Below are 24,215 nucleotides of genomic sequence, written 5' to 3'. Positions count from 1 at the left end.
CCCGGTGTCGCGTTCCTCCATCCACACCAGCTTCGCCATGTGGTCCTCCCGATGATCGCCTACCGACAACACTATGCGGAACCAGCGGTTCTGGAAGCAACGGGGTTTCCGAACCGGCCGGTTGGTCGCACAACGGCACAATCCGGCCGTACGGCTGGAGTCGGTACCGACCCCAGCCGAAACATCCGATGATGGGGGCTTTATTCCGCGTCGAAGCGGCGATGCAGCAGGCCGAGAAGATCCCGCAGGTGACGGTGGTACGCCTCCTCGCTGTACGCCGGGGTGTCTCGCATCGTGAAACCATGTGCCGCCGCCGGATAGACCACCGACGTATACCGCACGTCCGCCGCGTCGAGTGCCCGCTCGAGGCCGGCGATCTGGTCGGCCGGCATCGACGAATCCTGGTCCGCGTGCGCGATGAACAGTTCCGCGGTGATGCCCGCCGCATCGTGGTGCGGGCTGTCCGGCCGGTCGTCGGCCGCGAGGAAGCCGCCGTGGAAGCTGGCCGCGGCACCGATCCGATCGCCGAGCGTCGCGGCGGTGCGCAGCGCGAGCCTGCCGCCCATGCAATAGCCCGCCGCGGCCAGCGGGCCTGGCGTCACTGCGGCGTCGGCGGCCAGCCAGTCGAGATAGCCCTGCGCGTCCTGCATCGCCTTGTCCGGCGTGAGCGCTGCCCGCAGCGGAGCGAGTGCCTCGAAGAATGCGCTGTGCGCGTCGGGGAGGTCGAAGTCGGGCATCGGCAGCACCGGGGCGCGGCCGGAACGGTAGAAGATGTTGGGCGACAGCACAGCGAAGCCACCCGAGGCAATGGTCTCCACGATCTCCCGCAGCCACGGTCGCAGCCCGAACGCGTCCGGATAGAGCAGTAGTCCTGGATGCTGTGCGCCGTCGTCCGGATGCGCGAAGTAGGCGTCGGCCGTGCCATCGGCCAGCGCGATATCGACGGTCCGGAACACGACAGGTGCAGTCATCAGCAAGGCCCTCCGCATGAATGGTGACAAACGAACGAGCCAAGATTACTCCGGCAAAATACCGAATAAATTAGGTGTTTTCGGGCGTGTGTAGTCTTCATTCGTCTCCGAAGTTGTCATGCTCTATCTCCGTAGCAATCGCTTGAAGTATCGGCGCGACGAGAGGTTGACCTGTGAAACGGATCTGGCTGGTGGTTCCCGCGTTGGTCGTTGTCGCGCTAGCGGGCTGCGCCGCCGACAAGTCGGCGAACAAGGCCACGTCGAGCGGTGCGACCTCGTCGAGTTCGGACGCCGCGACCACGCCGGATCCTGGCACGGACAACGCAGCGGGCGACGGTGTGCGAATCGCGCTCGGTGAGACCAAGAATGTCCCGATACCCGCCGACGCGGTGATGGATATCCGGGTGCCCGCTGACTGGGGGCAGGCCGCAAACGGGTTGCGCTGCACGGTGGTAGACAGTTCCGGCCGGAACGAAGATCTCCGGTCCTCGGACGTGAAGAAGACCGAATCGGTGAATGGCAAGGACTGGATGACGGTCTGGACATTTTCGTCAGCCCCGATCGGTGATGTCACCGTCGGCTGTAAAGATCCCGATTCGAAAATCGCGGCCGCCCACCCGAGCCCGGTTATCCGGGTCGTGCCGCGCGGCGTCTTCCCGGTCCCCGCCGCGCGCTGACCCATATCCGAAGGGCACGCTCTCGGAAGCGCCCTGCTGGGTCGTGTCCGCCGGTTGACATGTCGTTGTGCGGCTTTGCCTCGGACAGTGTCGGAGGGTGGCGGTAGCGTCGAGAGGGTGGACGATGCCTGGGATGGTCAGGGGTATCGGGAGCGGCCGTCACGGTTCGGCCGCGCGGTGGTGTGGACGCGAACGGTGACCGCGCTGGATGCGGGGATGCCGGTGCTGCCGGACGGGTGCATCGACCTGCTGTGGGTAGGCGGGCGGTTGGTGATCGCCGGGCCGGACAGCGCAGCGCACCATCCAGAGGTTGCGGTGGGGACGCGATACGTCGGGATGCGGTTCTTTCCGGGGACGGCACCCGCGTTACTCGGGGTGCCCGCGCACGAGTTGCGCGATCAGCGAGTCGAACTCGCGGACGTGTGGTCGTCGGCGGTGGCGCGGCGGCTGGCGGACGAACTCGCCGACGCCGATGATCCGGTGGTCGGATTGGAGCGGCTCGCGCTGCGGCGCGCACGTGAGGTGGCGCCACCGGACCCGCTGCTGCGCCGAGTGGTCGCGGCATTGGACAACGGCTGGACGGTCGGTGCGACGGCCGAGGCCGTCGGCCTGAATGCCAGACTGCTGCATCGGCGTTCGCTGGCGGCGTTCGGCTACGGACCCAAGACGCTGGCGCGGGTGTTGCGGCTGCAACGTGCGGTCGCGCGGGTGCGGGACGGAATGTCGTTCGCCGAGACCGCGGCCTCGACCGGGTACGCGGACCAGGCCCACCTGGCGCGAGAGGTGCGTGACCTCACCGGAATGCCGTTGGGGGAGGTACTGACTCGATCGAGTGACGCGGTGCCCGTGGACGATCAGCTTGCGGTCGGCAGTGCGGCGTACAGGTCGATGCCGTTGCCGTCCGGGTCCAGGATCACGGCGTAGCGCTGGCCCCAGAAGGCATCCCACGGTTTCAGCTCGCCCGGGTAGCCCGCACCGACCATGTCGGCGTAGACCGCATCGACCTCGGCGGGATCCGCGCAGCGGAAGGCCAAGCCGACCCGGCCCGCGCTGCTCGGCGGTTCCCACTCGGCGTGGAAGGACTTGATGGTGGCATCGGTATCGAGCGCGACCCGCAGTCCGTTGGCGAGCGCCGCTTCGGCGTGCGGCTGCTGCTCGGACCCTTCGGGAAAGTCGAGGCCGAGGCGGCGATAGAAGGCGATCGAGGCGCTCATATCGCGGACCACGATGCCGATTACGTCGAGTTGTGGAGTCATGTCCCGACGGTAACCAGCGACCGCGGGCGCGGTCTTGAACAAATCGGACCGCGCCGCGCTCGCCCCGCGGTCAGCGGGCGAGGGCAGGGACGAGTTCGGCGATCAGGTTCTCGACCAGAATCCGGATCCGATCGCGGACCGGGCGCAGCACCTCGATGGTCTGCCCGGACGGATCGGGCAGCACCCAGTCGCGGTAGCTGATGCCGGGAAAGAACGGGCACGCGTCGCCACAGCCCATGGTCACCACCACGTCGGAGAGCCCGACCGCGTCCATGGTGAGCGGCTTGGGGATGTTGCCGGAGATGTCGATGTCGAGCTCGGCCATCGCGGCGACGGCGACGGGGTCGAGGGCGGCGGCAGGCTCGGTGCCCGCCGTTCTGACTTCGATCCGATCGCCGCCCAGCGTGCTGAGAAACCCGGCGGCCATCTGCGACCTGCCTGCGTTGTGCACGCAGATGAACAGCACGCTGGGCTTGTGGGGCATAGATGCGCCTTTCGGTGAGCAGAGCGGAGCGGAATATGCGCAGCCAGATGAGGCTCATCCGGCGTGTTGGGACCGAAACGCTGTCGAAGCGTACGGGATACGTATACCAGCGTGGCGCGGATCGTTACGGGGGACTTGTGGTCGTCCGCACAGACGTCCGCCGCCGTGCCGGTCGGCCACCGTCCGATGGCTCGAAGTTGTTGCCGCGCAGCGGTTTGCGAAGGTTGCCCCGCCGTGCCTGATTCCGAACTGGACGGTTCGTGTTCCTGCGGCGAAAGTCGCTGCTACACAACGCATACAGCGCCGCGACCGATCTCGGCCGCGGCGCGGAGGAGGTAGCCGCCTCAGATCGGGCGGAAGTCGATCAGCTTGCGCAACCGCAGCCGATCCCGTTCGAGGCGGCGTGCCTCGAACGCGATGGGGAAGTAGCGCACCCGTTCGGGCAGCAGCGGAACGGTCCGCGCCAGCACCCAGCCGAGCGCACGCAACTTGCGTTCGTCGGATTCGGTCCAGGTCAGTCCCAGCTTCGCGCGCGCGACGTCGGGGGTCGTGCCCACCGTCACGAAGTACTGCATCCGCCCGACGGGGGCGACGACCGCGCGCCACAGCGGCGCGAATGCCCGGGGCAACTGCTTCGGCGGTGCGACGGACCGGATCACCCGCAGGTAGTCGCGCGCGGTATCGGTGGCCACCAGGTGATTCGCCACGGTGTCGGCGAAGAACGTCTCGAATTCGGCGTAGCTCGCCGGAATCTCCTTGGGCGCCACCGCGAAGTTGCGCATCAACTGCACCATCTCCTGGAAGACCGCTTCCTTCTCCGTCTCCGTGAGCGGACTGCGGGAGAAGTACTTCGCGTTCTCGGCGAACGCGAACGTTCCGGTGTGCAGCACCCAAGCCCATGGGCCGGAGGCCAGTGCCTTGTGCCTGGTGCCGTGCGCGTCGGTGGTGTTGAGCGAGGCGTGCATGGCCCGCAGCCGATCCGCCTCGGCCAGTGCGTCCTCGCCGCCGTAGACCCACATCATCACCGACGCGATGCTGCGCACGGCCCTGCCCATCGGATCGGTGCGGAAGGTGGAGTGCTCGTCGACGACCGCGGAGATGCTCGGCTCCATGGTCTGCAGCAGGAACGCCGATCCGGCGGTCAGCGAGAAGGTGATCAGGCCGGTCTCGTCCCACAGGCGGCTGCCTGGTGTGAACGGTCGGCGCTGGGGCAGCGATCGCGTGCTGGTCGGCTCGAGTGCGGCGGACGCGGTCATCGTGATCTCCTTTGATCAACACTGCTAAATCGATGAGATGATTAGAGTAGCATTCTCTCATCGTCTTGGTAGCGCGAAACGAGCGCGACCGGCGCACTGATCGTGCGCGCCCTAGATTGGTGGCATGACGAGCGAGTGGCGCCGCCGCGACGGCCGCATCGGAGTGCTCACCGGCGCAGGCATCTCCACCGACTCCGGCATTCCCGACTTCCGCGGCCCGCGCGGCGTCTGGACGAAAGACCCGATCGCCGAACTGCTTTCGACCTACGACAGCTACCTCGCAGATCCCGAGCTGCGGCAACGCTCCTGGCTGGCTCGGCGGGACAACCCCGCCTGGCAGGCGCGACCCAATGCCGCGCATGCGGCGCTGGTCGAGCTGGAACGGGCCGGGCGCGCGGTCACGATCATCACCCAGAACATCGATCGATTGCACCAGCGGGCCGGATTCGCCGCCGACCGGGTGATCGAGATCCACGGCAACATGTTCGAGGTGGTCTGCGTCGAATGCGACTACCAGACCACGATGGCGGCCACGCTCGACCGCGTCGCGGCGGGCGAAGCGGACCCGCCGTGCCCCAGCTGCGGCGGCGTGCTCAAGGCCGCGACCATCATGTTCGGCCAGCAGATGGACCGGCGCACCACGGTCGCGGCCGCGCTCGCCGCACAGACCAGCGACATCTTCCTGGCGATCGGCAGCTCGCTGCAGGTCGAGCCTGCTGCGTCGATGTGCGCCATCGCCGTCGACGCGGGCGCCGACCTGGTTATCGTCAATGCCGAACCGACACCGTATGACTCGATGGCCACCGAAATCGTCCGCGAACCCATCGGCACCGCGGTGCCGCGCCTTGTCGCCGAGATCCTCGGCTAGCGATCACACGCTGCCGAGCACCCGGTTGAGATATGCGTTGCTGAACCGGCCCTTGGGGTCGAAGCGCTGCCTGACCTCGGCGAAGCGATCCCAGTCCGGGTAGCGCTCACGCAGCGTGTCCGCGGTCTGGAAGTGGCGCTTGCCCCAGTGCGGGCGGCCGTTGAAGGAGTCGAACACCGCCTCGCAGGCGCGGAAGTACGGCTCGTACGGCATGCCGCGGTACTGGTGCACCGCGATGTAGCAGGTTTCGCGGCCGGTCGCGGGGGAGAGGAACGCGTCGTCGGGCGCGACCCAGCGCACCTCGATCGGCATGGGCGTATCGAACTTCGTGGAGACGGCTTTGATCGCGCGGATCGCCTCGGCGGAATGTGCACGCGGGATCGCGTACTCCATCTCGGTGAAGCGCAGCAGTCGCGGGGACGCGAAAACCCGGTAGGACCGGTCGACTTGGCGGCGGTAGCTGCCCGCGTAGGCGGCGCCGCGATGGATCCACGGCACCAGCCGCGGCTGCCAACGGCCTAGTTTGCACAGCGCGTCGAAGGTGTAGTTCGACATCAGGATGTCGGCGAACCAGTCGACGGCCTTACCGCGCGGCTGTTCGGGCAGATCGACGGCGTTGTTGCGCTTGGTCATCGCCAGCGGGCTGTGCGCGAACATGTAGAACTCGAAGTGCTGGTTGTTGTCGATGTGGGTGTCCAGGTCGTCGAGGACGTCCGCGACCGGGACCGGCCGCTCCACGCCCTCGAGCACGAACGACGGCACCAGCTGCAGCGTCGCTGCGGTGACGACGCCGAGCGCGCCGACGCTGACCCGCGCCGCGCGCCAGCCATCGGGGTCGGTCTCGGCGTTGAGTTCCACCCGGCTGCCGTCGGCAAGCATCAGTTCGATCGAATGCAGTGCGGCGGAAAGGTTTTGCAGGGTGGCGCCGGTGCCGTGGGTGCCGGTGGCGGTGGCGCCCGCCACGGTCTGCACGTCGATGTCGCCCAGGTTGGGGAAGGCGAGGCCGTGCCCGTGCAGCGCGTTGCTCACGGCATTGAGGGTGCTGCCCGCCTCGACCCGGACCAGGCCGGTGGCCGTGTCGACGTCGAGGACGCGGTTGAGGTTGGCCAGGTCGACCAGGACGCCGTCGGTGAGCACGGCGTCGGTGAAGGAATGCCCGGCGCCTGCGACGCGTACCGTCTGACCCGCATCGCCCGCCTGAGCGAGGATCTCCGCAAGCTCATCGGACGTGCGGGGCGTCGCGATGGATGCCGGAGCACACCGTTGATCGCCAGCCCAGTTCACCCACGAGTTGGTCATGTGACCAACTGTAGGGTATGGCCCGGTGATGCGGGCTTTCTATAACGCAGTTGTTACCTTCGGCGTCCTCCGCAGGCGCCTTTGGCCCGCTCGACCTCGTCGTCGGTGAGTGGCGGCACCAGCAGTGGCTGGCGTGGCGTGCCGTCCGCGCGCACGCCGTTGAGGACGATCGCCATGTACCGCTGCCAGACGTCCGGATTGACCGGCTTGGCGAAGTCGGCGAGGCCGTCGACCATGTGGATCAGCGCGAACACGTCGTGCGGCACGATGCCGGGGGCCAGCGCACCCGCGTCGCGCGCGCGATCGACGATGGCCGTCACCCTCGGCTTGATCCGGTCGCGCACGGTGACGAAGCGGTCGATATTGCCGTCCTCCAGTTCGAGCATCACCTCGCTGAAGCCGCGGTTCACCGCCATGTGCCTGCAGGCATATTCGACGAACTCCACGAATCCGAACCACGGATCGGCGTTCTGCAGGGCCGCTTCGGTCGCCTCGGCAAAATCATCGATGTTCTGTTCGAAGACCTCGCTGATCAGCTCTTTTTTGTTGGCGAAGCGACGATAGACCGTGCCGACGCCGACGCCTGCGCGTTCGGCGACGTCGTCGAGAGTGATCTCGAGTCCGTGCTCGGCGAAGAGTTCGCGCGCGGCGGCGATGATCCGCTGCTGATTTCGCGCGGCATCGGCACGCAGGCGGCGGGGCGGAGAGACGGCCGTGGCGTGATTCACAGTGTCATCCTACCTTGTATCGGGATTAACCGGAGGCATTGTCTCCGTTATGGTGGTAGCTTTCTCTTGGTAACCGGAGGCGCTAACTCCGCATCAAGACTCGAGACAAAGGGGACAAATGACTACCACGTTCGACCGTGGGGCACCCGCCCCCGCTAAATCAGATCAGGGCCGTCGCGGCTCGCATGCGCTGCGCTGGTGGGTGCTCGCCGTACTCGGCGTGGCACAGCTCATGGTCGTCCTCGATGCGACCGTCGTGAACATCGCCCTGCCCGCCGCGCAGCGCGACCTCGGCTTCAGCGACGGCGACCGCCAGTGGGTGGTCACCGGCTACGCGCTCGCGTTCGGCAGCCTGCTGCTGCTCGGCGGCCGACTCAGCGACCTCTTCGGTCGGCGCAACACCTTCATCATCGGATTGATCGGTTTCGCGGGCGCCTCCGCGGTCGGTGGTGCGGCAACCAGCTTCGAGATGCTGGTCGCGGCCCGCGTCGGACAGGGTGTGTTCGGCGCGCTGCTTGCGCCCGCCGCGCTGTCGCTGCTCACCGTGACCTTCACCGAGCCGTCCGAACGAGCCAAGGCCTTCGGCATCTTCGGTGCGGTGGCCGGTGCAGGCGGTGCGATCGGCCTGCTGCTCGGCGGCATGCTCACCGAATGGGCGAACTGGCGCTGGGTGATGTTCGTCAACCTGGCCTTCGCCGCCGTCGCGCTGGTCGGCGCGGTGCTGCTGCTCGCCAAGCATGTGACCAACGAGCGACCGAGGCTGGACATCCCGGGCACCGTCGTGGTGACCGCAGCGCTGTTCGGCATCGTGTACGGCTTCTCGCACGCCGAGTCGACCAGCTGGACCAACCCGGTCACGTTGGCCTTCCTCATCGGTGGCGCCGTGCTGCTCGCGGCGTTCGTGGTGATCGAGACCCGGGTTGCGCATCCGCTGCTTCCACTGCGCATCGTGCTGGACCGCACCAGGGGTGGTTCGTTCCTGACGGTGTTCATCATGGGCATCGGCATGTTCGCGATCTTCCTGTTCCTGACCTACTACATGCAGCTGAGCATGGGCTACTCGCCGATCAAGACCGGCCTGGCGTTCCTGCCGATGGTCGCGGCGATGGTGGTGTCCTCCACCACGGTTCCGTCGCTCGTGCTGCCGAAGGTCGGCCCGAAGATCGTGATGTCCGTCGGATTCCTGGTCGCCGCAGGCGGCATGGCGTGGCTGACCCAGATCGGTCTCGACACCGGCTACGTCTCGCACGTGCTGCCCGCGCTGATCCTGCTCGGCCTCGGCCTCGGTGGCGCCATGTCGACCGCGTTCCAGGGCGCAACCGCAGGCGTGCACCACGAGGACGCAGGCGTGGCTTCGGCGATGATCAACACCAGCCAGCAGGTCGGTGGCTCGATCGGCACGGCGCTGCTCAGCACCATCGCGGCCTCGGCGGCGACCGACTACCTGGCGAGCCGGGCGCAGGACCCGCTGACCGTGGCGCAGTCCGCGATCGAGAGCTACACCACCAGCTTCTGGTGGGCCACCGCGATTTTCGTGGTCGGCGCGGTGATCACCGCGGTGCTGATGCCGAACACGGTGCCTGCGCCGTCGGAAGGCGAACCGGTCATCGTGCACTGAGTTCCGCCGGAAATACACAGCGCCCGCGTTCAAAGAAGAACGCGGGCGCTGTGCTGTGTGTGGTCGAGCAGTGAACTCTCTAGCAGTTACTCGGTGCGGGCAAACCTGCGAAGCGATCGGCGAGATAGCCGAACGCGGCGGGCGCGCCCGCGGCGATCGCCGTGCCATGATCGGCGCCGGGGACCATATTGAGCAGCACCGGAGTGCCTGCGGCACAGTACCTCCCGACGACCTCTCGCACCAACTGCGGTGACACCTGGTCGGACGCGCCGTGCCATTCGTAGATCGGGATGCGCGGCACACCGGGGAAGGTTTCGATGCTGTTCTCGTGCAGCACCCGGATCACCACGGGATCGGCGTCCATGGCGCCGATGAACACATCGCCGAAGCTCTTGTTCGCCCCCGAGTCGATGATCTCCTTGGTGCAGGCGTTGGCGAGCTGGTTGCGCAGGGCGAAACCGGCCGGCTTGAGGATTCGGTCCATCTGGAGCTCGTTCGGGTACTCACGCTCGAGGCCGGCGGCCGCTGCGAAGCCGAGGCCGAACAGCGGGTTGGGCGCCATCCCGACATCCTGGGCCAGCTTGCCGATGTTCATCGGAACGCCGCCCTGGGCCGCGCCGACGAGGGGCAGCTCCGGTGCGTACTCGGGGGCGAGCGCCGCGGCGAAACCGGTCGCCATGCCGCCGCCGGAGTAGCCTGCCATGCCGACCGGGCTGAGCCCGAGATCGGCTGGGCCGAAGCGCTTTACGGCACGGATGCCGTCGAGGACGAGCCTGGCGCCGAGCTTCGCGGCGCCGTAGGCGCTGACCGGTCCGAGATGGTCGGGCACCGCGACCGCCCACCCGCGAGCGAGCAGCAGGTTGAGCGCGGGCGCTTCCTGCATGCCTCCGTCGAAGATGCTGTGCGAGGGCGCGCACCGCATGCCGAGCGAGTTGACCATGGGCTGATAGGAGACCACTGGACGGTTCATGCCGCCGCCGGGCGGCAGCAGCAGCGTGGTGACCGCGCCGATCGGGTCGCCCGCCGAGTTGCTCGACCGGTACAGCAGCTGCCACACGGTGGCGCCGGGGAATCCGGCCGCGGGCACCGTCCTGCTGCGCATGACGTCGCCCGGCTGGTAGTTCCCGACATCCGGCGGCGCCCAGTAGAAGCTGTCGCCGTCGGGGATCGGGTAGATGGGCGCCGCCACCGCGGGCGCCAGGTGACCGAGTCCGGCCGCGGCCGCCGCGAGCGCGACCACCGAGAGTCGCCGCAAGGTCCTTCCGACGGTTAGCTGTCGTCTGCCGGGCGTTTGCTGACGCCCCGGGCGGCGCGGATCAGCCGTCTCCGGGTGCGCTGTCGAGTGTGCTCGTCGTGCCGCCATCATTGCTCCGACCTGAGTAAGTGGGGGATGGAGACAACTTCGGCCAAACCTTCAGGGCATTCGTACGCGGAACTGCACGATATGTCAACGAACAACGCTGTTCGTTATTGTAGCGCGCCCGGGTCCTGCTGAACGGACCGTCCGGTACAACCGATAGCATTACGCAGGTGGCGTTCGGGTCGAGAGGTCAGCACGTGGGCCGTGCCCCATTGGTCGAACCGACAGTGCTCCTGGTGATCTCGCTCGGTGGCGGGCTCGGCGCGCTGGCCCGCTACGGCTTCGGCGAGTGCTGGCCGGTGCGCCAGGGGCAGGTGCCCTGGTCGACGTTAGCGGTCAATGTCATGGGATGCTTTGCCATTGGGATCCTGATGGTTCTGGTCACCGAAGTGTGGGTAGCCCACAGACTGCTACGCCCCTTTCTCGGCATCGGTGTGCTCGGCGGCTTCACCACTTTCTCCACCTACGCCCTCGAGGTTCGTAGACTTCTCGAATCGGGTGCCGTCGCCAAGGCGCTCGGCTATCTCGGGGGATCGGTGGTGGCATCGCTGGGGGCTGTCGCGCTCGCCATGGGCATGACACGGTGGATAGCTGGACTTGCTCGGCGGCAACGGCAACGGCACGACGGAAGGGGGTAGGGATAGTGAGCGAACGAACCGACCACGCGAGCGAAGCGGGACGGTGGCAGCCGGCTGCGCGGTTGACAGTGCTGCTCGACGAGGACGACAAATGGCGGCACTCGCCCCTGTACCACGAGATCGTGCGCCGGGCCCGCGACATCGGACTGGCCGGGGCCAGCGTGTGGCGCGGCATCGAAGGCTACGGCGCGTCCTCGCGCATCCACACCACCCGAATCCTCGACATGGCCGATCATCTGCCCCTGATGCTGATTCTCGTCGACGAACCGGAGCGGCTGCGCTCCTTCGTCGAGCAGAACGCCGAGCTGTTCACCACCATCAACGTCGCTCTCTCGCCACTCGAGCTGTGGCAGGGAGCCGCCCGATGACCGTTCTGCTCATCCTGCTCGGCGGGATGCTCGGCGCGCCCGCCCGATACCTCGTAGATCGTGTCGTATCAGCACGTTTCGATTCCGTGCTGCCGCTGGGCACGCTGACCGTTAACATTGTCGGTTCGGCGTTGCTCGGTGGATTGATCGGCGCTGGTGCGGGCAACTGGCTGCTGGCCGCCGCCGGTACGGGTTTCTGCGGCGCGCTGACCACGTTCAGCACGTTCGGTTACGAGACGATCCGGCTGGTGGCGGACGGCGCCTACGCCTACGCCGTCGGCAACATCGTGATCAGTGTCGCGGTCAGCCTGGCCGCGGTCTTCGCCGCCGCGTCGACAACGCAGTGGTTGTCGACATGATCCTGATGACGAGCAGGGCGCCGTCGATACGGAAGGGAGACCCGAGCGTGGCCCATGATCGAGCAGGGCGACTCGCGCGTCCCACCGACCTGGAGGACATCGCACACCTGGTCACGGCCTACTACAGCCGTATTCCGGATCCGTCGGATCCGGCGCAGCAGGTGGTGTTCGGTACCTCGGGGCATCGCGGGTCGAGCCTGGACACCGCGTTCAACGAGGCGCACATCCTCGCGATCACCCAGTCCATCGTGGAATACCGTGCGACGCGCGGGATTACCGGTCCGGTGTACCTGGCCAGGGACACCCACGCGTTGTCCGAGCCTGCCATGACGACCGCGCTCGAGGTGCTCGCCGCCAACGATGTCACCGCGATGATCGACGCCCGCGACCGGTACACGCCGACGCCTGCGTTGAGTCATGCTGTGCTGCGCCACAATCGGGGCGGCACCCGGAATCAGGCCGACGGCATCGTTGTCACGCCGTCGCACAATCCGCCACGCGACGGTGGCTTCAAATACAATCCGCCGCACGGTGGTCCGGCCGACAACACCGCCACCGACGCCATCGCCGCCCGCGCCAACGAACTGCTGAACAACGGGCTGGCAGGCATCAAACGCACCACCTTGGCGCACGCGCTGGCGACCAACGTCCAGCGCTACGACTACCTGGACCACTACATCGCCGATCTGCCGAACGTGTTGAACCTGGACGCCGTTCGCGGCGCAGGCATCCGGCTCGGCGCCGACCCGATGGGCGGGGCGAGCGTCGATTACTGGGAAGAGATCGGGCAGCGCTACGACCTCGAGCTCGAGGTCGTCAACCCGTTCGTCGACCCGACCTGGCGGTTCATGACGCTCGACGGCGACGGCAAGATCCGGATGGATCCGTCCTCGCGGTATGCGATGGCGTCGCTGATCGCGATCAAGGACGACTACGACCTGTCCACCGGCAACGACGCCGACGCCGACCGGCACGGCATCGTCACGCCCGACGGTGGGCTGATGAACCCGAACCATTTCCTCGCGGTCGCGATCGAGTATCTCGTCGCGAACCGGATGGGCTGGGACGCGCTGACCAAGATCGGTAAGACGGTGGTGACCTCGTCGATGATCGACCGGGTGGTCAGCGTGCTCGGCCGCGACGTGCACGAGGTGCCCGTCGGCTTCAAGTTCTTCGTGCCCGGATTGTTCAGCGGCAGCCTCGCATTCGGCGGCGAGGAAAGCGCGGGCGCGTCCTTCCTCCGGATGGACGGCACCGTGTGGACCACCGACAAAGACGGCATCCTGCTCGCGCTGCTCGCCGCCGAGATCGCCGCGGTCACCGGCCAGAGCCCGTCGGCGCGCTACGTCGACCTCGAACGTCGCTACGGCACACCGGCCTACGCGCGCATCGACGCGGCAGCGACGCCGGAACAGAAAGCACTGCTTGCGAAGTTGACTCCGGACATGATCACCACCAAGGAGATGGCAGGCGAACCCATCACGTCCGTGCTCACCAGAGCGAAGGGCAACGGCGCGCCGCTGGGCGGGCTCAAGGTGACCACCGAGAACGCGTGGTTCGCGGCACGTCCCTCCGGCACCGAGGACAAGTACAAGATCTACGCGGAGTCGTTCCACGGTCCCGAGCACCTCGCACAGGTGCAGGCGGCCGCGGAGGAAGTGGTGGGACAGGCGCTAGCCGGTGAATAGTAGATCGGTGGGCAGCAAGGCGGCACGCGAGCAGGCGCTACCCATCGAGATCTGGGTTCTCGTCGCAGGCGCGTTCGTCATCGCCATCGGATTCGGGCTGGTGGCGCCGGTGCTGCCGCAGTTCGCCCGCAGCTTCGGGGTCGGCGTTGCCGCGGCCTCGGCGATCGTGAGCGCGTTCGCGTTGATGCGGTTGCTGTTCGCGCCGATGAGCGGGCAGCTGGTGCAGAAGCTGGGGGAGCGGTCGGTCTATCTCGGCGGGCTGTTGATCGTCGCGGTGTCGACCGGCGCCTGCGCGTTCGCGCAAAGTTATTGGCAGCTCATGGTTTTGCGGTCGCTCGGCGGGATCGGGTCGACCATGTTCACGGTGTCGTCGCTGGCGTTGGTGATCCGGATGTCGCCGCCCGCGGCGCGGGGCCGGGTGTCGGCACTGTGGTCGACCAGCTTCCTGATCGGGTCGGTGAGTGGTCCGCTGGTCGGTGGTGTGTTGTCCGGGCTCGGGCTGCGCGTGCCGTTCCTGATCTATGCGGTGGCGTTGCTCGCGGTGACGGTGGCCGTCTATCTGGCACTGCGGAACTCGCGGCTGGCCGCGCCGGAAACGGTGGGCGGCGTGCGGATGATGTCGTTCCGGGAAGGGTGGGCGCAGCGGGAGTACCGGGCGGTGCTGCTGTCGAACTTCGCCAACGGTGCCGCGGTGTTCGGCGTGCGGATGGCGTTGGTGCCGCTGCTTGTCGTCGAGGTGCTGCATCAGTCGCCCGGCATGGCCGGGGTGGCGTTGACCGTGTTCGCGGCGGGCAATGTCGCGGTGCTCTTCTTTGCGGGCCGGTACTCCGACCGGTGGGGGCGCAGGCCGTTCCTGATCGCCGGATTGTTGATCTGTGCGCTCGGCACCGCCGGGCTCGGGATCTCCGACAACCTGGTGTGGTTGCTGGTCACCTCGGTTGTCGCCGGCGTTGGGGCAGGCCTGTTCACGCCGACTCAGCAGGCCGCGGTCGCCGACATCATCGGGCCGAACGCGCGCGGCGGGCCGGTGCTCGCCGGGTTCCAGATGGCGGCCGATCTCGGGACCGTGCTCGGTCCGGTCGCGGTCGGTGCATTGGCTCAGCAGGCGTCGTACGGGTTCGCGCTCGCGGTGACCGGTGCTCTGCTCGCTGTTGCGGCGGTGGGATGGGCGGTGGTGCCTGAGCCGATGCGGCAGCGGGCAACCGAGGAAGTGCCGGATGCGTGCGAGCACATCTGTGGTGCGGATGGTGCCGAGCATCAGTTGGTGACCCGCGAGGTCGAGCAGGCGGTGGCAGGTGCGCCGGTCGCGGATACCGCGGTCGCGCCGACGGTTACGCAGGTCGAGGCCGAACCCACCGGTCGCGATCGAATCGTCCGCTGATCCGCGCCGCTGGTGCGACCTGCGATTGTTCGGGCCGGAAGTAATGGCGGCGAGCGGTTGCGGCAAAGTATGCAGAGTGAGCGAATCGCGTTCGAACTACACCCCGAGGCCCATGTCCAGCACGACCACCTATGCACTGGGCGCCGTGGCCCTCGCATTGATCGTGGTGATCGTGATCGCGGCGATCACGTGGGGGCGCGACGAGCCCGCGGTGCGCAACGACGGATACGGGTCGGTGCACGATCCGGCGGTGACCGTGGTGCTCGAATCGGACGGTTCGATTCTGCTGCGCAAGCCGAGTGCGGTGAAGACGATCGACATCTTCGAAGACCCGCTCTGCCCGGCCTGCGGGAACATGGAGCGCACCTATGGGCAGGAGATCGCCCAGCAGATCGACGAGGGCAAACTGGCCGTCCGCTACCGGCTGGTGAACTTCCTCGATCCGCGCTCGCGGAGCAAGGACTACTCGACCCGCGCTGTCGCCGCGAATCAGTGTGTGGCCGAAGGTGTTTCGAGCTCGGTGTATGCGAAGTTCCACACCGAGACGTTCACCACCAAGCGCCCGAGCGAGGGCGGCGCCGACCTCTCCAACGACGAACTCGCCGCGCTGGCCCGGGTCGCGGGCGCCGCTGAGCCGGTGGTGCAGTGCATCGCCACCGGCGCCAAGGTCGATAGCGCTCGCGCATCGGCGCAGGCCACCACCGACGCACTCGATGTGTTGACGGGTGGCAAGGCGGGTACTCCCTCCGTGTTCGACGGCAAGACCAAGATCGACGTGAGTAACGAGGATTGGGTAGCCGCACTCACCCGGTAATCCTGGTCGAGAGAAACGGCCATTGCGCCGCACGTCATCTGCTTGCGTAGCTAGGCTTTTCGAAGACGGTCAACTGTCCGAGTTCCACGCGTAAAGGGTGAACGATGACAAGCTCCGATTCGGCGCCAGTCGACTTCGACGTGTCCAAGCCGAGTATTTCGCGAGTCTATGACGCCCTGCTAGGTGGCAAGGATTTCTACCCTTCCGACGAACATGTCATCGAACACCTGCAGGAAACCATGCCTGAGGTGGACGTACTCGCCAAACTGAACCGGGCGGTGCTCGGTCGTGGGGTTCGCTACCTGGCCGGCACAGCAAAACTGCAGCAATACCTGGATCTCGGTGCGGGGCTACCCACCATGGAGAACACCCATCAGGTCGCGCAGTCGCTGCAGCCGGGTTCCCGGGTCGTGTACGTCGACTTCGATCCGATCGTGTTGGCGCATGGACGTGCGCTACTCGGCGAGAACGATCAGACGCGAGTCATCACCGCCGATCTGCGTAACCCCGCCAAGGTGCTCGCGCACCCGGATGTGCAGGAGCTCATCGATTTCGGCGAGCCGATCGCCGTCTTGCTCGTCGGCATGCTGCATCACCTGCACGACGACGAGAATCCCGAGGACGTCGTCGACGGATACCTGGACGCGGTGCCGGTCGGTAGTCATCTGTTCATCACGCACTTCCTCGACACGGGCGAGGAGTCGCGCGCGTTGGAGAAATCGTTCATCGAATTCCTCGGCAGCGGGCGTTTCCGCACCGAAGCGGAGATCACCCGGTTGTTCCGTGGGTATCCGCTGGTCGAGCCGGGTCTGGTGCCGCTGACACTGTGGCGGCCGGACGGCATCGTGCGGGAGAATTTGAGCTTGGTCGAACAGATCATTGTCGGCGGGATCGCCGTCAAGTCCTGAGTTCGCCGGTGCGTGACCGCCGGTTGTCCTGGGCCGCATGGAGTTCGGGGGCGATTCCTTGTCCGAGGCTGCCGTCGGGGTTTCGAGTTCGTGTGCGTCGTGGTCATGGTCATGGTCCGGTGCTTGCATCGCGGAGTGATGGGGGCCGGGCCGGACACACCACCTGCCTCGGCTCGGCCCGCTCGACGGATGGTCCGACTCCTCGAGTTTCCCCGGGACCACGAACGCCGAGCATTCCGTTGGTCGAATGGTGCCCGGCGGCGTCGGCTCGAGGGCCGAGCCACCGAACGCGTCGACGACTCGGCCCGCTCGGCGGGCGATCCAGCTACCCCAGTCAGCCGGGACCGCCGCGGGCCGAGCATTCGGTTGGTCAGCGGGGCTGGACCGCCGCATCCACCGCCGGACGGCCCAGCCCCTTCGGCGGCGCGGCCTGACATCCCGGCCCCCGAGACCGCCGCACGCCGAGTCGACGATGGAGGGCCGAGCCGTCGACTCCATCGAGCCGACGGCTCGGCCACGCTCGATGCCGCACTCCCGCTTCCCCAGCCAACGGGACTGCCGCACATCGAGTTTCGGGTGGGCCGGGCCGTCATATCCACCACGGGACGGCCCGGCCCGCTCGATGGCGCGGTCGTGCTTCCCAGGTCGGCCGGGTCCGCTGCGCGTCGAGCTGTCGGTTGGTCTTCGGGCCGAACCGTCACGTCCACCACATGACGGCTCGGCCCATTCGATGGCGCGGTCCCGCCTACCCAGTCGGTGGGACCGCCGTGCATCGAGATTTTGTTGGCTGGTGGGCCGGGCCGCCGACGGTCGACGACCCGGCCGGGTCGCTCGATGGTGTGTCTCCGATGCCCTCATCTCCTCGGACCACATCTCGAGCCAGCTTTCAGTACGCGGGATGGGCCGCGGGAGTCGTTGCGTCGTCCGGGATTTCGTCTTCCGGCGCGATCCGGCACAGTTGCCGGTGCACCAGGACGTGGCCGCGCAGCGGATAGGCGATATCGTCGGGGAGCGTGCGTGCCTGGCGCTCCGGTTGCTCGTCGATCGTCCCGGCGAGCGCATCAATATCCCTGTGCGGGAACAGATACCGCGCGCCCTCGCGAACGGTCACCTGCACCTCGCCGGTCGGTGCCGTCCACCGCAGCCGATCCTGGTCGGCCTGCGTTGCCGACCACGGGACTTTCTTGTTGTCCGCCAACACCTTCAAGCGATGATGCCGCGAGCACAACACCGTCACACCCGCACGGGAGATCGACTGGCCCTGATAATCGACATCGGATTCGGCGGCAGGCATCGTGCACCCCGGAAACCGGCACATGCCATCCATTGCCCGCACATCCCGATCCACCTGCGCCGCCAGCGCACCGGTATCCGGCTGCTCCGGAATCACTTGGAACCGAGCATGTTCGGCGAGCAGCCGCGCCAGCGCCGCATCGATCGGCCCGTACCCGGCCAAAAACGCGGGCGCCTCGGTGATTCCGAGCATCGTGTCCGCCGGTATCCCGATCTGGATCAGCGGCCTGCGCGGCGTTTCGCTCGCGACATCCCGTTTCGGACAGCGCTCACCCCGCTCGCACAGACACCGCAACCGCCCAGACCCATCGGCCAGCGCCACCAGCGCATCCGCCCGCCGCTGCGGCATCGTCCGCGGATCCGCCGCACACACCTGCAAGCTCATCTCCCGCAGCCGCATCGCCACCGTCTGCGCACCCGGCGCGGGCAACACCCCGTCGAAAACGGCCATACTGTCCTGCATCGCCCGAATCCGAACGTCGCGATCCTCCTGCCGCCGCTCCCGACGCCGTTGCGCCCCAGCCGGATCCAACCGCGCCGTCCACCGTCGCGCCGCCTGCCGCAACCGCGCAGGCGTAGTCCGCGCCGCGGTCTCCAACAACCTCGGCTCCAACTCGGCGAGCACATCCCTGGCCACCGCACGTGTGTTCTCGATGATCACCCGCACCTTCGCCAGATCGATCCGCCCCGCCGCGAACTCCGCTCGCGTGCGCGGCAACCAATCCTCCAGCGCCAGACCGACATCGATCATCGCGGCAACCGACCCCTCGTCGATCCGCAACGCCACCGCCGCCTCGGACGCCGCGAACTCGCCCGCCCGCACCCCGCCGGGCCCAGGCTCCGCGCTCACCGCCCGATGCCGCCGATACAACTCGCGCACCGCGAACACCTCCGCAGCCTGCGCGGCCGCCGAAGTCCCATGTGCCGTCCGAAGGGCATCGATCAGCCCCTCGTCGCTCATGGCCTGAAAGTCCATCGCCGAGAGATCGTTTCCTTCGAACATGCGTTCGAGTCTACGACGCCGCCCGCCCCGCCGCCACCCCCGATTCATGGCGATTTGGCCGCCGCCACACCCGTGGTGTAACTTCGTTCAGGCAGTCAGGGAAACCTGAAAGCAACCACTCGGGGCTATGGCGCAGCTGGTAGCGCACCACACTGGCAGTGTGGGGGTCAGGGGTTCGAGTCCCCTTAGCTCCACTTAAATCCCAGCTTAGGCTGGGATTTTTGCTTTTCGAACCGTCCCCGTGACGGCCGAACTTCCAACTAATTCATAACTAAGCCGACCGACGCGTCCACGCTCACTCGCCGCCGTTGACCGCTCTGTCCGATGCTGCTGCTGCCGCAGTGTGTATCTCGATTGCGAATTCGGGCAGTGCGATGATCTCCTGGCAACACCCAGCAGAGGGCGCAACCAGCACTTAGGTGGGATACGTGTCTCGAAACGCCTCGCGGACAGTCATCGCGTCGGCCGGGTCGCGGTCCTCGATCCCGACGACAACTTCGGACACACGCCAGTAGTTCGATGGAACCAATCGGCCTGACGTGACAGCCGCAAGCGCGACATTCGCCGCTTCGTCCGGCTTGTCGGCCGCTACTAGGGCGAGCCCCAAATCCAGGTTGGCCGAAGCAATTCGACGAGGCCGGACAGTCTCGGCGCCCGCGAGATCGGCGAGTACGTGCCGGGCGTAGGACTCCGCAGCTGGGTCACCTAGCCACGCCAGTGTCGTGGCCACGTATGCATCCGACTTCGCAGGGTCGTAGCGAAAGTGGTGCTCTGGTCGGTCGGGAGTGTTCAGTCCGGTCACCAGTCTCGCGACCCGACGCAGCGCGTTGTAGGTGCCCTTGCTGTCGCCTAGCCGTGCCAGCGTGCGCCCTTCCTGGGCAGTCGCTTGGATAAACGCCGAACTACCCTCGGGGGCGAGGGTCTGCGCCGAGCGGGACAACTCGGCTGCTGCCGCAAACCGGCCGTTGGTCAATTGCTGCCATGCTCGCGTCTCCAGACACCACGCTGCGATCTCTGGGTGTCCGGCTTCGTCTGCCAGTTTCCATGCGAGGTGGCCTCTTGCCGCGGCGGCGGAGGACTCGCCCAGGTCGATATGGCATGTGCTCGCTAGGAGCGAGAGCCAGCCGACCGTAACGAGTAGTCGGCGGTGCTGTGGCAGAGTCTTGCGGCTGGCCATCAAACGTCCGGCGTATCCGAGGTGCTGGCGTACACGGACGAGCAATTCACCCGGAGGGGTAGTCGGGTATGCCGCAGCCAAGTCGTCCACTGACAGCTCAAAGCGCTTCAGTGTGTCTCGACCCAGATCTGACGCTGCAACCCGGTGAACCCATTCCGCCGCTGCCCGTTCGCCATCGGCCGGTTCAACAAACAGTGCCGAGCCAGGGCCCAGCGCTTCCGAGTATGCGCTGACGTGCTCGGGGTGGATTTGGCGCTGCCCAGTTTCTAACAAACCGAGCAATGACTTGCTGTAGTGCGTGCGAGCCGACAGCGCCGACAGGCTCAACCCGGCAGCCTCACGGGCAGCACGGAGTTGGGCACCGTCGGTGATAGTGGCGTCGGGCTCCACTGTCCCAGCTTAACGGCCGTTAAAGGTTTGTAGACGCATGTGGACACCAACGTGCCCCTCTGCTGACGTTGGCGGTGGTTGTCTGGATTGGTACCCGGTAGGCGCTCCTCGGACAGAGCCGCCGCACCTTGAATGACCGGAGGGCCGGGTACACCAAAAACCGTCCTGCACAGGGGGTCTCACGCGATGCCTGATAGCAATCTCACCGTTGACCAGATCGAACGCGAGAAACGCATGGCTCGTGACATCGGTTGCCCGACAATGGAATTGCCGACGGTTGACAATCGGTATGCGCCTGTTTGGTCGTGTCGCGCCGACCCAGGGCCGATGACAATCGAGCAAGCTCATCTGGCGATGCAAGTGCATCTGGAATGCACTGTGAACCGGTGCCGAGTCCGCCGACGTGCCCGATCCAAGCTGGTCGAGGAACGCCGGATGGTTCTCGATGAGCGAGCGGAGCCGTGATGAACGTCGAGTCGTCTCCGCACCCCGAAGAACCGGACGTGCACCTGGCCGTCACTCTGCGGGGCGAACGGTTGGACTTCGCTGCCTGCCTCACCTCGGCGCTGTTCTTCGTCGAGGAGCAGCGCCGGTGCCACTATTTCGATCGGATCGACGTAGTCCTCGGCGACACAACCGGTTTGCGTCGACTCCCGAACGAGCGACTGTACGAAGGGCCATGAAGGTCTACGAGCTCGAGCTACAGCAGTTCCGGAATGCTGTAGAAGCGTGGAACGCTGCGGGGGAGCCGCAGCACGGGCCGCTGTTCGATCAACTCGATACGGCACGTGAACGATTCATCCGCGCCCAATGCCCGGACGCCACGACCGAGGAACACCGGAGCTCAGCGTGATCAGCTTGTACCTTGACCCGTGGACGCGGGACACTGGCCTGTTGGGGGCCGCTACGAGAGAGGCGGAAGCATGGGGCACGACGAGCAACAGATAGTGCTGGATCTCGGTGTTCCGGTCGAGCAAACCGAGTGGGGTAAATGGGTCGACTCTGATCGGCGCATGGCGCAGGTGCGAAAATTCTTGGATTACGCCGGATTGCGTGAGATTCCGGCTGCACCGTGGCACGAAGGCGATCCGGAATTGGCGAAGCTAGATGCCGCTGTCGCTGACCTGTTCCCGGATATGGCTACCGCGATGGAGCCCGAGCGTGCCGATATGGCTGACGCATTCATCTGCTTTCTAGGCGAATGCTTCATCACGTTCGCGGGCGCTCATTGGGAGGACTACGAGTGGTTCGGCCGCGAGAATTCATTCTATGACCACGTCAATCCGCTTTTGGAATACGGATTCGACACCGACGGCGATACCGCTTTCGGGTTGATGAAACTTATGATCGAGGACTACGATCCGGCCGACGGCGGGATGTTCTCCGGTATGGCGGATATGTTACGTGAATTTGCAGACGATTATGCTGCGTCGCGTGACGGAGCATAGTCGAACACTCTAGCTCGAACCTGACATTCGGGGGTGGGCACCGTCATGCCCGACGAGTACGACAAAATCCGCGATCCACACGATAATCCCACTCGCGGGAGAGTCTTCGAGAACGGCATAGAACACCTATTCCACGATCGTCAGAACGGTTACGTGCAGCAACCGGACAGGCACGCCACGTCGCTCGGCCCACGGCACTACGACAAGGCCAGGGCAGACGAGTACGGCAAGATTCATGCCATCGAAGACAAGTCGGGTCAAACCGGCAGTAAGAACGACATTCGGGAGCTGAAAAAAGATCGCGAACTTCTTGCAAAGGGTGTAATCGAAACGCTCCGTGTTCGAACAGTTGCTGGTGAGCAGATGTCGCCGAAGTATCGGACACTGCTGATGGATCTACGGCGAGAATTCGGCGATAGCATTAACCAGCTTCGAGAGGCGGCGCAGCGCGGCAGGCAGGCGGCGCCCGAAGTCATCCGCCGAGAGCGACGGGAAAAAGCCGAGCGAGCTAAGGCTCGCGAAGCGCAGAAAACCGAGCGGGAGAAAACCGAGCGCACAGCCGCCCTCGAAGCAGTAAAGCAATTTCAGGAACGGTTCGGTATCGGTCTACCAGCGCCCGATAAAGCACCCGAGAAATCCGCTCCGGAACGCGTTGAGACCGAAAAACAACGAAGCGCGGAACTAGAATATGCCAAACAACGGCGGGCAGCGGAACTAGCGTTGCTGCCGCCCGAGGTAGCACGGCTGTATCAGTTGGGCCAAGCACAGGCTCCCGAGCTGGCTGTAGAGACGCAGCCAGGGCAGGCGGCGCGGGTTCAAGGCCATGGCAGGGATGGACGGGACACCCGCGGCATAGAGCGCGAGCGGTGATGGTTCAGCGGCTAACACCCGAATATGCCCCATCTTCTCCAGAGAAGGTAGGGACACGCACTGCAAAACTCCTGTCGGGATTCGGATCGCCCGATCCCGGCCCACGTGCCAGAGTCCTGACCCGTCGCGTCGCGACAGGGGTGGGCACACGGTCGGGTTCGCGAAGAATATTGTGCCGCAACCCTTTTGATGGGCCAAGCAGAACAGATGAAGAGTTTGGGAGCCCTGGAAGTGAGAAGAAAGAAAAGAGAAAACCAGAAACCCAACTAAGAGAACTTGCCGAATTCACCTCTACTGGATCAAGAGCGGCGCGCTACGCGCCGCCCAGGGCGCCCGCCCTCCGCTCCGGGCAGCACCTGGTGTGCGACCAGGATGAGGATCGAACCGCTCTCGTCACGACCGTCTCGGCCTCATCTTCGGCTGATCGCACTCGTAACCATCGGTACGGACCTAGGACGTCGCCGATCCCTGCTCGTCTGTCCTTGAGCGCTGCCGCGCCCCTGCGGGGCTTGCCTCACAAGGCCACGCTCGAGGCTGTCTCGGATCTCTCGGCCTTTTTGGCTCGGATCGGTCGCTGCAAAGTCATACCACTGGCCGGGTCCGGCAATTTTCCGGATCTGGCCTTTTCGTATTTCGGGTGGCATGTTCATCCGGTTGACGACATCGGTGACGGCAGTTCACATCGCAGGGTCGTCGGCCGAAGAATCGAACAGAACCCCCATCGAGTCCAGGGCATCGCGCTTCACCGACTCGATCACCTCCATGTAGATGCCCGGGGTCACCCCGATCGCGCTGTGCCGCAAGATGCGTTGTATCGTCGCCGCCCTCCACTCCATTCGTGAACAACGCAAGAATGGCGAAGGTCATGCACCCGGACCTGTGGCACATGGGCATTCTCGCGCAGTCGATGAAACATCCGGTTGATGTTGTGGGGCTTTGCATCCCGTTCTCGCGGTGGCTCTAACGGCAGGTGTCGCACCTGAACAATGAGGCTCCTCGAACCGCGACTGCGTGACAACAAGCACCCTGAGCAGACCGGTACATCAACGCCTACGTGGGGTAGGTGTCGCGAAGCGCTTCGCGGACAGCCATCGCGTCGGCCACATCGCGATCCTCGACTCCAGCGACAACTTCGGACACACGCACCGAGCAAGCCCATCTGGCGATGCAGGTGCACTTGGAGTGCAGCGTGGACCGGTGTCGAGTCCGCCGACGTGCTCGACCCAAGCTGGTCGAAGAACGCCGGATGGTTCTCGATGAGCGAGCGGAGCCGTGATGAACGTCGAGTCTGTCGGCAGCACGTGAAAAATGACCACCGCGCGGCAACTCAAAACGGACCACCTGGTCGGTGACCCTGGTTG

23 protein-coding genes and 1 tRNA gene are annotated in these 24,215 nt (G+C 66.0%); 15 read left to right on the top strand and 9 right to left on the bottom strand.

Annotated features, from left to right (window positions below; translation table 11 throughout):
* Positions 1-200: 200 nt before the first annotated feature.
* Positions 201-971, bottom strand: a complete 771-nt coding sequence (locus NA11_RS36605; protein ID WP_069166665.1) for a dienelactone hydrolase family protein — start codon at positions 969-971, stop codon at positions 201-203.
* Between the two features lie 173 nt (positions 972-1,144).
* Between NA11_RS36605 and NA11_RS36600 the strand changes: the two genes are divergently transcribed.
* Together NA11_RS36600 and NA11_RS36595 are read left to right on the top strand one after the other, a co-directional pair.
* Complete coding sequence (locus NA11_RS36600; RefSeq protein ID WP_069166664.1) at positions 1,145-1,648, top strand: hypothetical protein; 504 nt, start codon at positions 1,145-1,147, stop codon at positions 1,646-1,648.
* Positions 1,649-1,765: 117 nt separating this feature from the next.
* Entirely contained in the window at positions 1,766-2,572 is an 807-nt protein-coding gene (locus NA11_RS36595; RefSeq protein ID WP_069166663.1) for a helix-turn-helix transcriptional regulator, read from the top strand.
* On the opposite strand, the gene NA11_RS36590 is transcribed toward NA11_RS36595, so the two are convergent.
* From NA11_RS36590 to NA11_RS36580, 3 genes are all read right to left on the bottom strand, one after another.
* The gene (locus tag NA11_RS36590) at positions 2,503-2,904 is read right to left on the bottom strand and encodes a VOC family protein (protein ID WP_069166690.1); all 402 of its coding nucleotides are present in this window, start codon (positions 2,902-2,904) and stop codon (positions 2,503-2,505) included. The genes NA11_RS36595 and NA11_RS36590 overlap by 70 nt on opposite strands.
* A 70-nt stretch (positions 2,905-2,974) precedes the next feature.
* Entirely contained in the window at positions 2,975-3,388 is a 414-nt protein-coding gene (locus NA11_RS36585) for an arsenate reductase ArsC (protein WP_069166662.1), read from the bottom strand.
* 344 nt (positions 3,389-3,732) lie between these two features.
* Positions 3,733-4,644 (bottom strand): oxygenase MpaB family protein, encoded by a 912-nt coding sequence (locus NA11_RS36580; RefSeq protein WP_069166661.1) that lies wholly within the window; start codon positions 4,642-4,644, stop codon positions 3,733-3,735.
* 124 nt (positions 4,645-4,768) lie between these two features.
* On the opposite strand from NA11_RS36580, the gene NA11_RS36575 reads away from it, so the two are divergent.
* Entirely contained in the window at positions 4,769-5,512 is a 744-nt protein-coding gene (locus tag NA11_RS36575) for an SIR2 family NAD-dependent protein deacylase (protein WP_069166660.1), read from the top strand.
* 3 nt (positions 5,513-5,515) lie between these two features.
* On the opposite strand, the gene NA11_RS36570 is transcribed toward NA11_RS36575, so the two are convergent.
* Positions 5,516-6,811 carry a D-arabinono-1,4-lactone oxidase gene (locus tag NA11_RS36570; RefSeq protein WP_069166659.1) on the bottom strand — a complete coding sequence of 432 codons (1,296 nt, stop codon included), beginning with the start codon at positions 6,809-6,811 and terminating at the stop codon, positions 5,516-5,518.
* Between the two features lie 53 nt (positions 6,812-6,864).
* The gene (locus NA11_RS36565) at positions 6,865-7,539 is read right to left on the bottom strand and encodes a TetR/AcrR family transcriptional regulator (protein ID WP_069166658.1); all 675 of its coding nucleotides are present in this window, start codon (positions 7,537-7,539) and stop codon (positions 6,865-6,867) included.
* Positions 7,540-7,657: 118 nt separating this feature from the next.
* Between NA11_RS36565 and NA11_RS36560 the strand changes: the two genes are divergently transcribed.
* Positions 7,658-9,157: an MFS transporter gene (locus NA11_RS36560; RefSeq protein ID WP_069166657.1), complete on the top strand. Its 1,500-nt coding sequence runs from the start codon at positions 7,658-7,660 to the stop codon at positions 9,155-9,157.
* A 79-nt stretch (positions 9,158-9,236) separates the two neighbouring features.
* Here NA11_RS36560 and NA11_RS36555 read toward each other — a convergent pair whose 3' ends face one another.
* Complete coding sequence (locus NA11_RS36555) at positions 9,237-10,412, bottom strand: lipase family protein (protein WP_069166656.1); 1,176 nt, start codon at positions 10,410-10,412, stop codon at positions 9,237-9,239.
* A 341-nt stretch (positions 10,413-10,753) separates the two neighbouring features.
* On the opposite strand from NA11_RS36555, the gene crcB (NA11_RS36550) reads away from it, so the two are divergent.
* From crcB (NA11_RS36550) to NA11_RS36520, 7 genes are all read left to right on the top strand, one after another.
* Complete coding sequence (crcB, locus tag NA11_RS36550) at positions 10,754-11,155, top strand: fluoride efflux transporter CrcB (RefSeq protein WP_084655380.1); 402 nt, start codon at positions 10,754-10,756, stop codon at positions 11,153-11,155.
* A 5-nt stretch (positions 11,156-11,160) separates the two neighbouring features.
* Positions 11,161-11,523, top strand: a complete 363-nt coding sequence (locus tag NA11_RS36545) for a DUF190 domain-containing protein (protein ID WP_069166655.1) — start codon at positions 11,161-11,163, stop codon at positions 11,521-11,523.
* Positions 11,520-11,882 (top strand): fluoride efflux transporter CrcB, encoded by a 363-nt coding sequence (crcB, locus tag NA11_RS36540; RefSeq protein ID WP_069166654.1) that lies wholly within the window; start codon positions 11,520-11,522, stop codon positions 11,880-11,882. The genes NA11_RS36545 and crcB (NA11_RS36540) overlap by 4 nt, the downstream gene beginning before the upstream one ends.
* A gap of 47 nt (positions 11,883-11,929) precedes the next feature.
* Complete coding sequence (pgm, locus tag NA11_RS36535; RefSeq protein WP_069166653.1) at positions 11,930-13,570, top strand: phosphoglucomutase (alpha-D-glucose-1,6-bisphosphate-dependent); 1,641 nt, start codon at positions 11,930-11,932, stop codon at positions 13,568-13,570.
* A 7-nt stretch (positions 13,571-13,577) separates the two neighbouring features.
* Positions 13,578-14,951, top strand: a complete 1,374-nt coding sequence (locus NA11_RS36530; RefSeq protein ID WP_069166652.1) for an MFS transporter — start codon at positions 13,578-13,580, stop codon at positions 14,949-14,951.
* Between the two features lie 112 nt (positions 14,952-15,063).
* Positions 15,064-15,765, top strand: coding sequence for a DsbA family protein (locus tag NA11_RS36525; protein ID WP_245746464.1), 702 nt, complete (start codon positions 15,064-15,066; stop codon positions 15,763-15,765).
* Between the two features lie 104 nt (positions 15,766-15,869).
* Positions 15,870-16,673: an SAM-dependent methyltransferase gene (locus NA11_RS36520; protein ID WP_069166650.1), complete on the top strand. Its 804-nt coding sequence runs from the start codon at positions 15,870-15,872 to the stop codon at positions 16,671-16,673.
* 886 nt (positions 16,674-17,559) lie between these two features.
* On the opposite strand, the gene NA11_RS36515 is transcribed toward NA11_RS36520, so the two are convergent.
* Positions 17,560-18,969 carry a DUF222 domain-containing protein gene (locus NA11_RS36515; protein WP_069166649.1) on the bottom strand — a complete coding sequence of 470 codons (1,410 nt, stop codon included), beginning with the start codon at positions 18,967-18,969 and terminating at the stop codon, positions 17,560-17,562.
* A 121-nt stretch (positions 18,970-19,090) separates the two neighbouring features.
* Here NA11_RS36515 and NA11_RS36510 point away from each other — a divergent pair.
* A tRNA-Ala gene (locus NA11_RS36510) sits at positions 19,091-19,163 on the top strand.
* A 221-nt stretch (positions 19,164-19,384) separates the two neighbouring features.
* On the opposite strand, the gene NA11_RS36505 is transcribed toward NA11_RS36510, so the two are convergent.
* Positions 19,385-20,536 carry a helix-turn-helix domain-containing protein gene (locus NA11_RS36505; protein ID WP_069166648.1) on the bottom strand — a complete coding sequence of 384 codons (1,152 nt, stop codon included), beginning with the start codon at positions 20,534-20,536 and terminating at the stop codon, positions 19,385-19,387.
* Between the two features lie 464 nt (positions 20,537-21,000).
* Here NA11_RS36505 and NA11_RS36500 point away from each other — a divergent pair, with 464 nt between their 5' ends.
* The 3 genes from NA11_RS36500 (at position 21,001) to NA11_RS36490 (ending at position 22,854) form a co-directional block, all read left to right on the top strand.
* Positions 21,001-21,219: a hypothetical protein gene (locus NA11_RS36500; protein WP_069166647.1), complete on the top strand. Its 219-nt coding sequence runs from the start codon at positions 21,001-21,003 to the stop codon at positions 21,217-21,219.
* 240 nt (positions 21,220-21,459) lie between these two features.
* Positions 21,460-21,984, top strand: a complete 525-nt coding sequence (locus NA11_RS36495) for a hypothetical protein (RefSeq protein ID WP_069166646.1) — start codon at positions 21,460-21,462, stop codon at positions 21,982-21,984.
* Positions 21,985-22,029: 45 nt separating this feature from the next.
* Positions 22,030-22,854 carry a hypothetical protein gene (locus NA11_RS36490; RefSeq protein WP_218023448.1) on the top strand — a complete coding sequence of 275 codons (825 nt, stop codon included), beginning with the start codon at positions 22,030-22,032 and terminating at the stop codon, positions 22,852-22,854.
* Positions 22,855-24,215: the final 1,361 nt, after the last annotated feature.

The organism is Nocardia altamirensis NBRC 108246, assembly GCF_001612685.1.
Classification (GTDB): Bacteria; Actinomycetota; Actinomycetes; order Mycobacteriales; family Mycobacteriaceae; genus Nocardia; species Nocardia altamirensis.
Note: the sequence above shows the minus strand (reverse complement) of the source record. Positions and strands in the feature narration are given on the sequence as shown.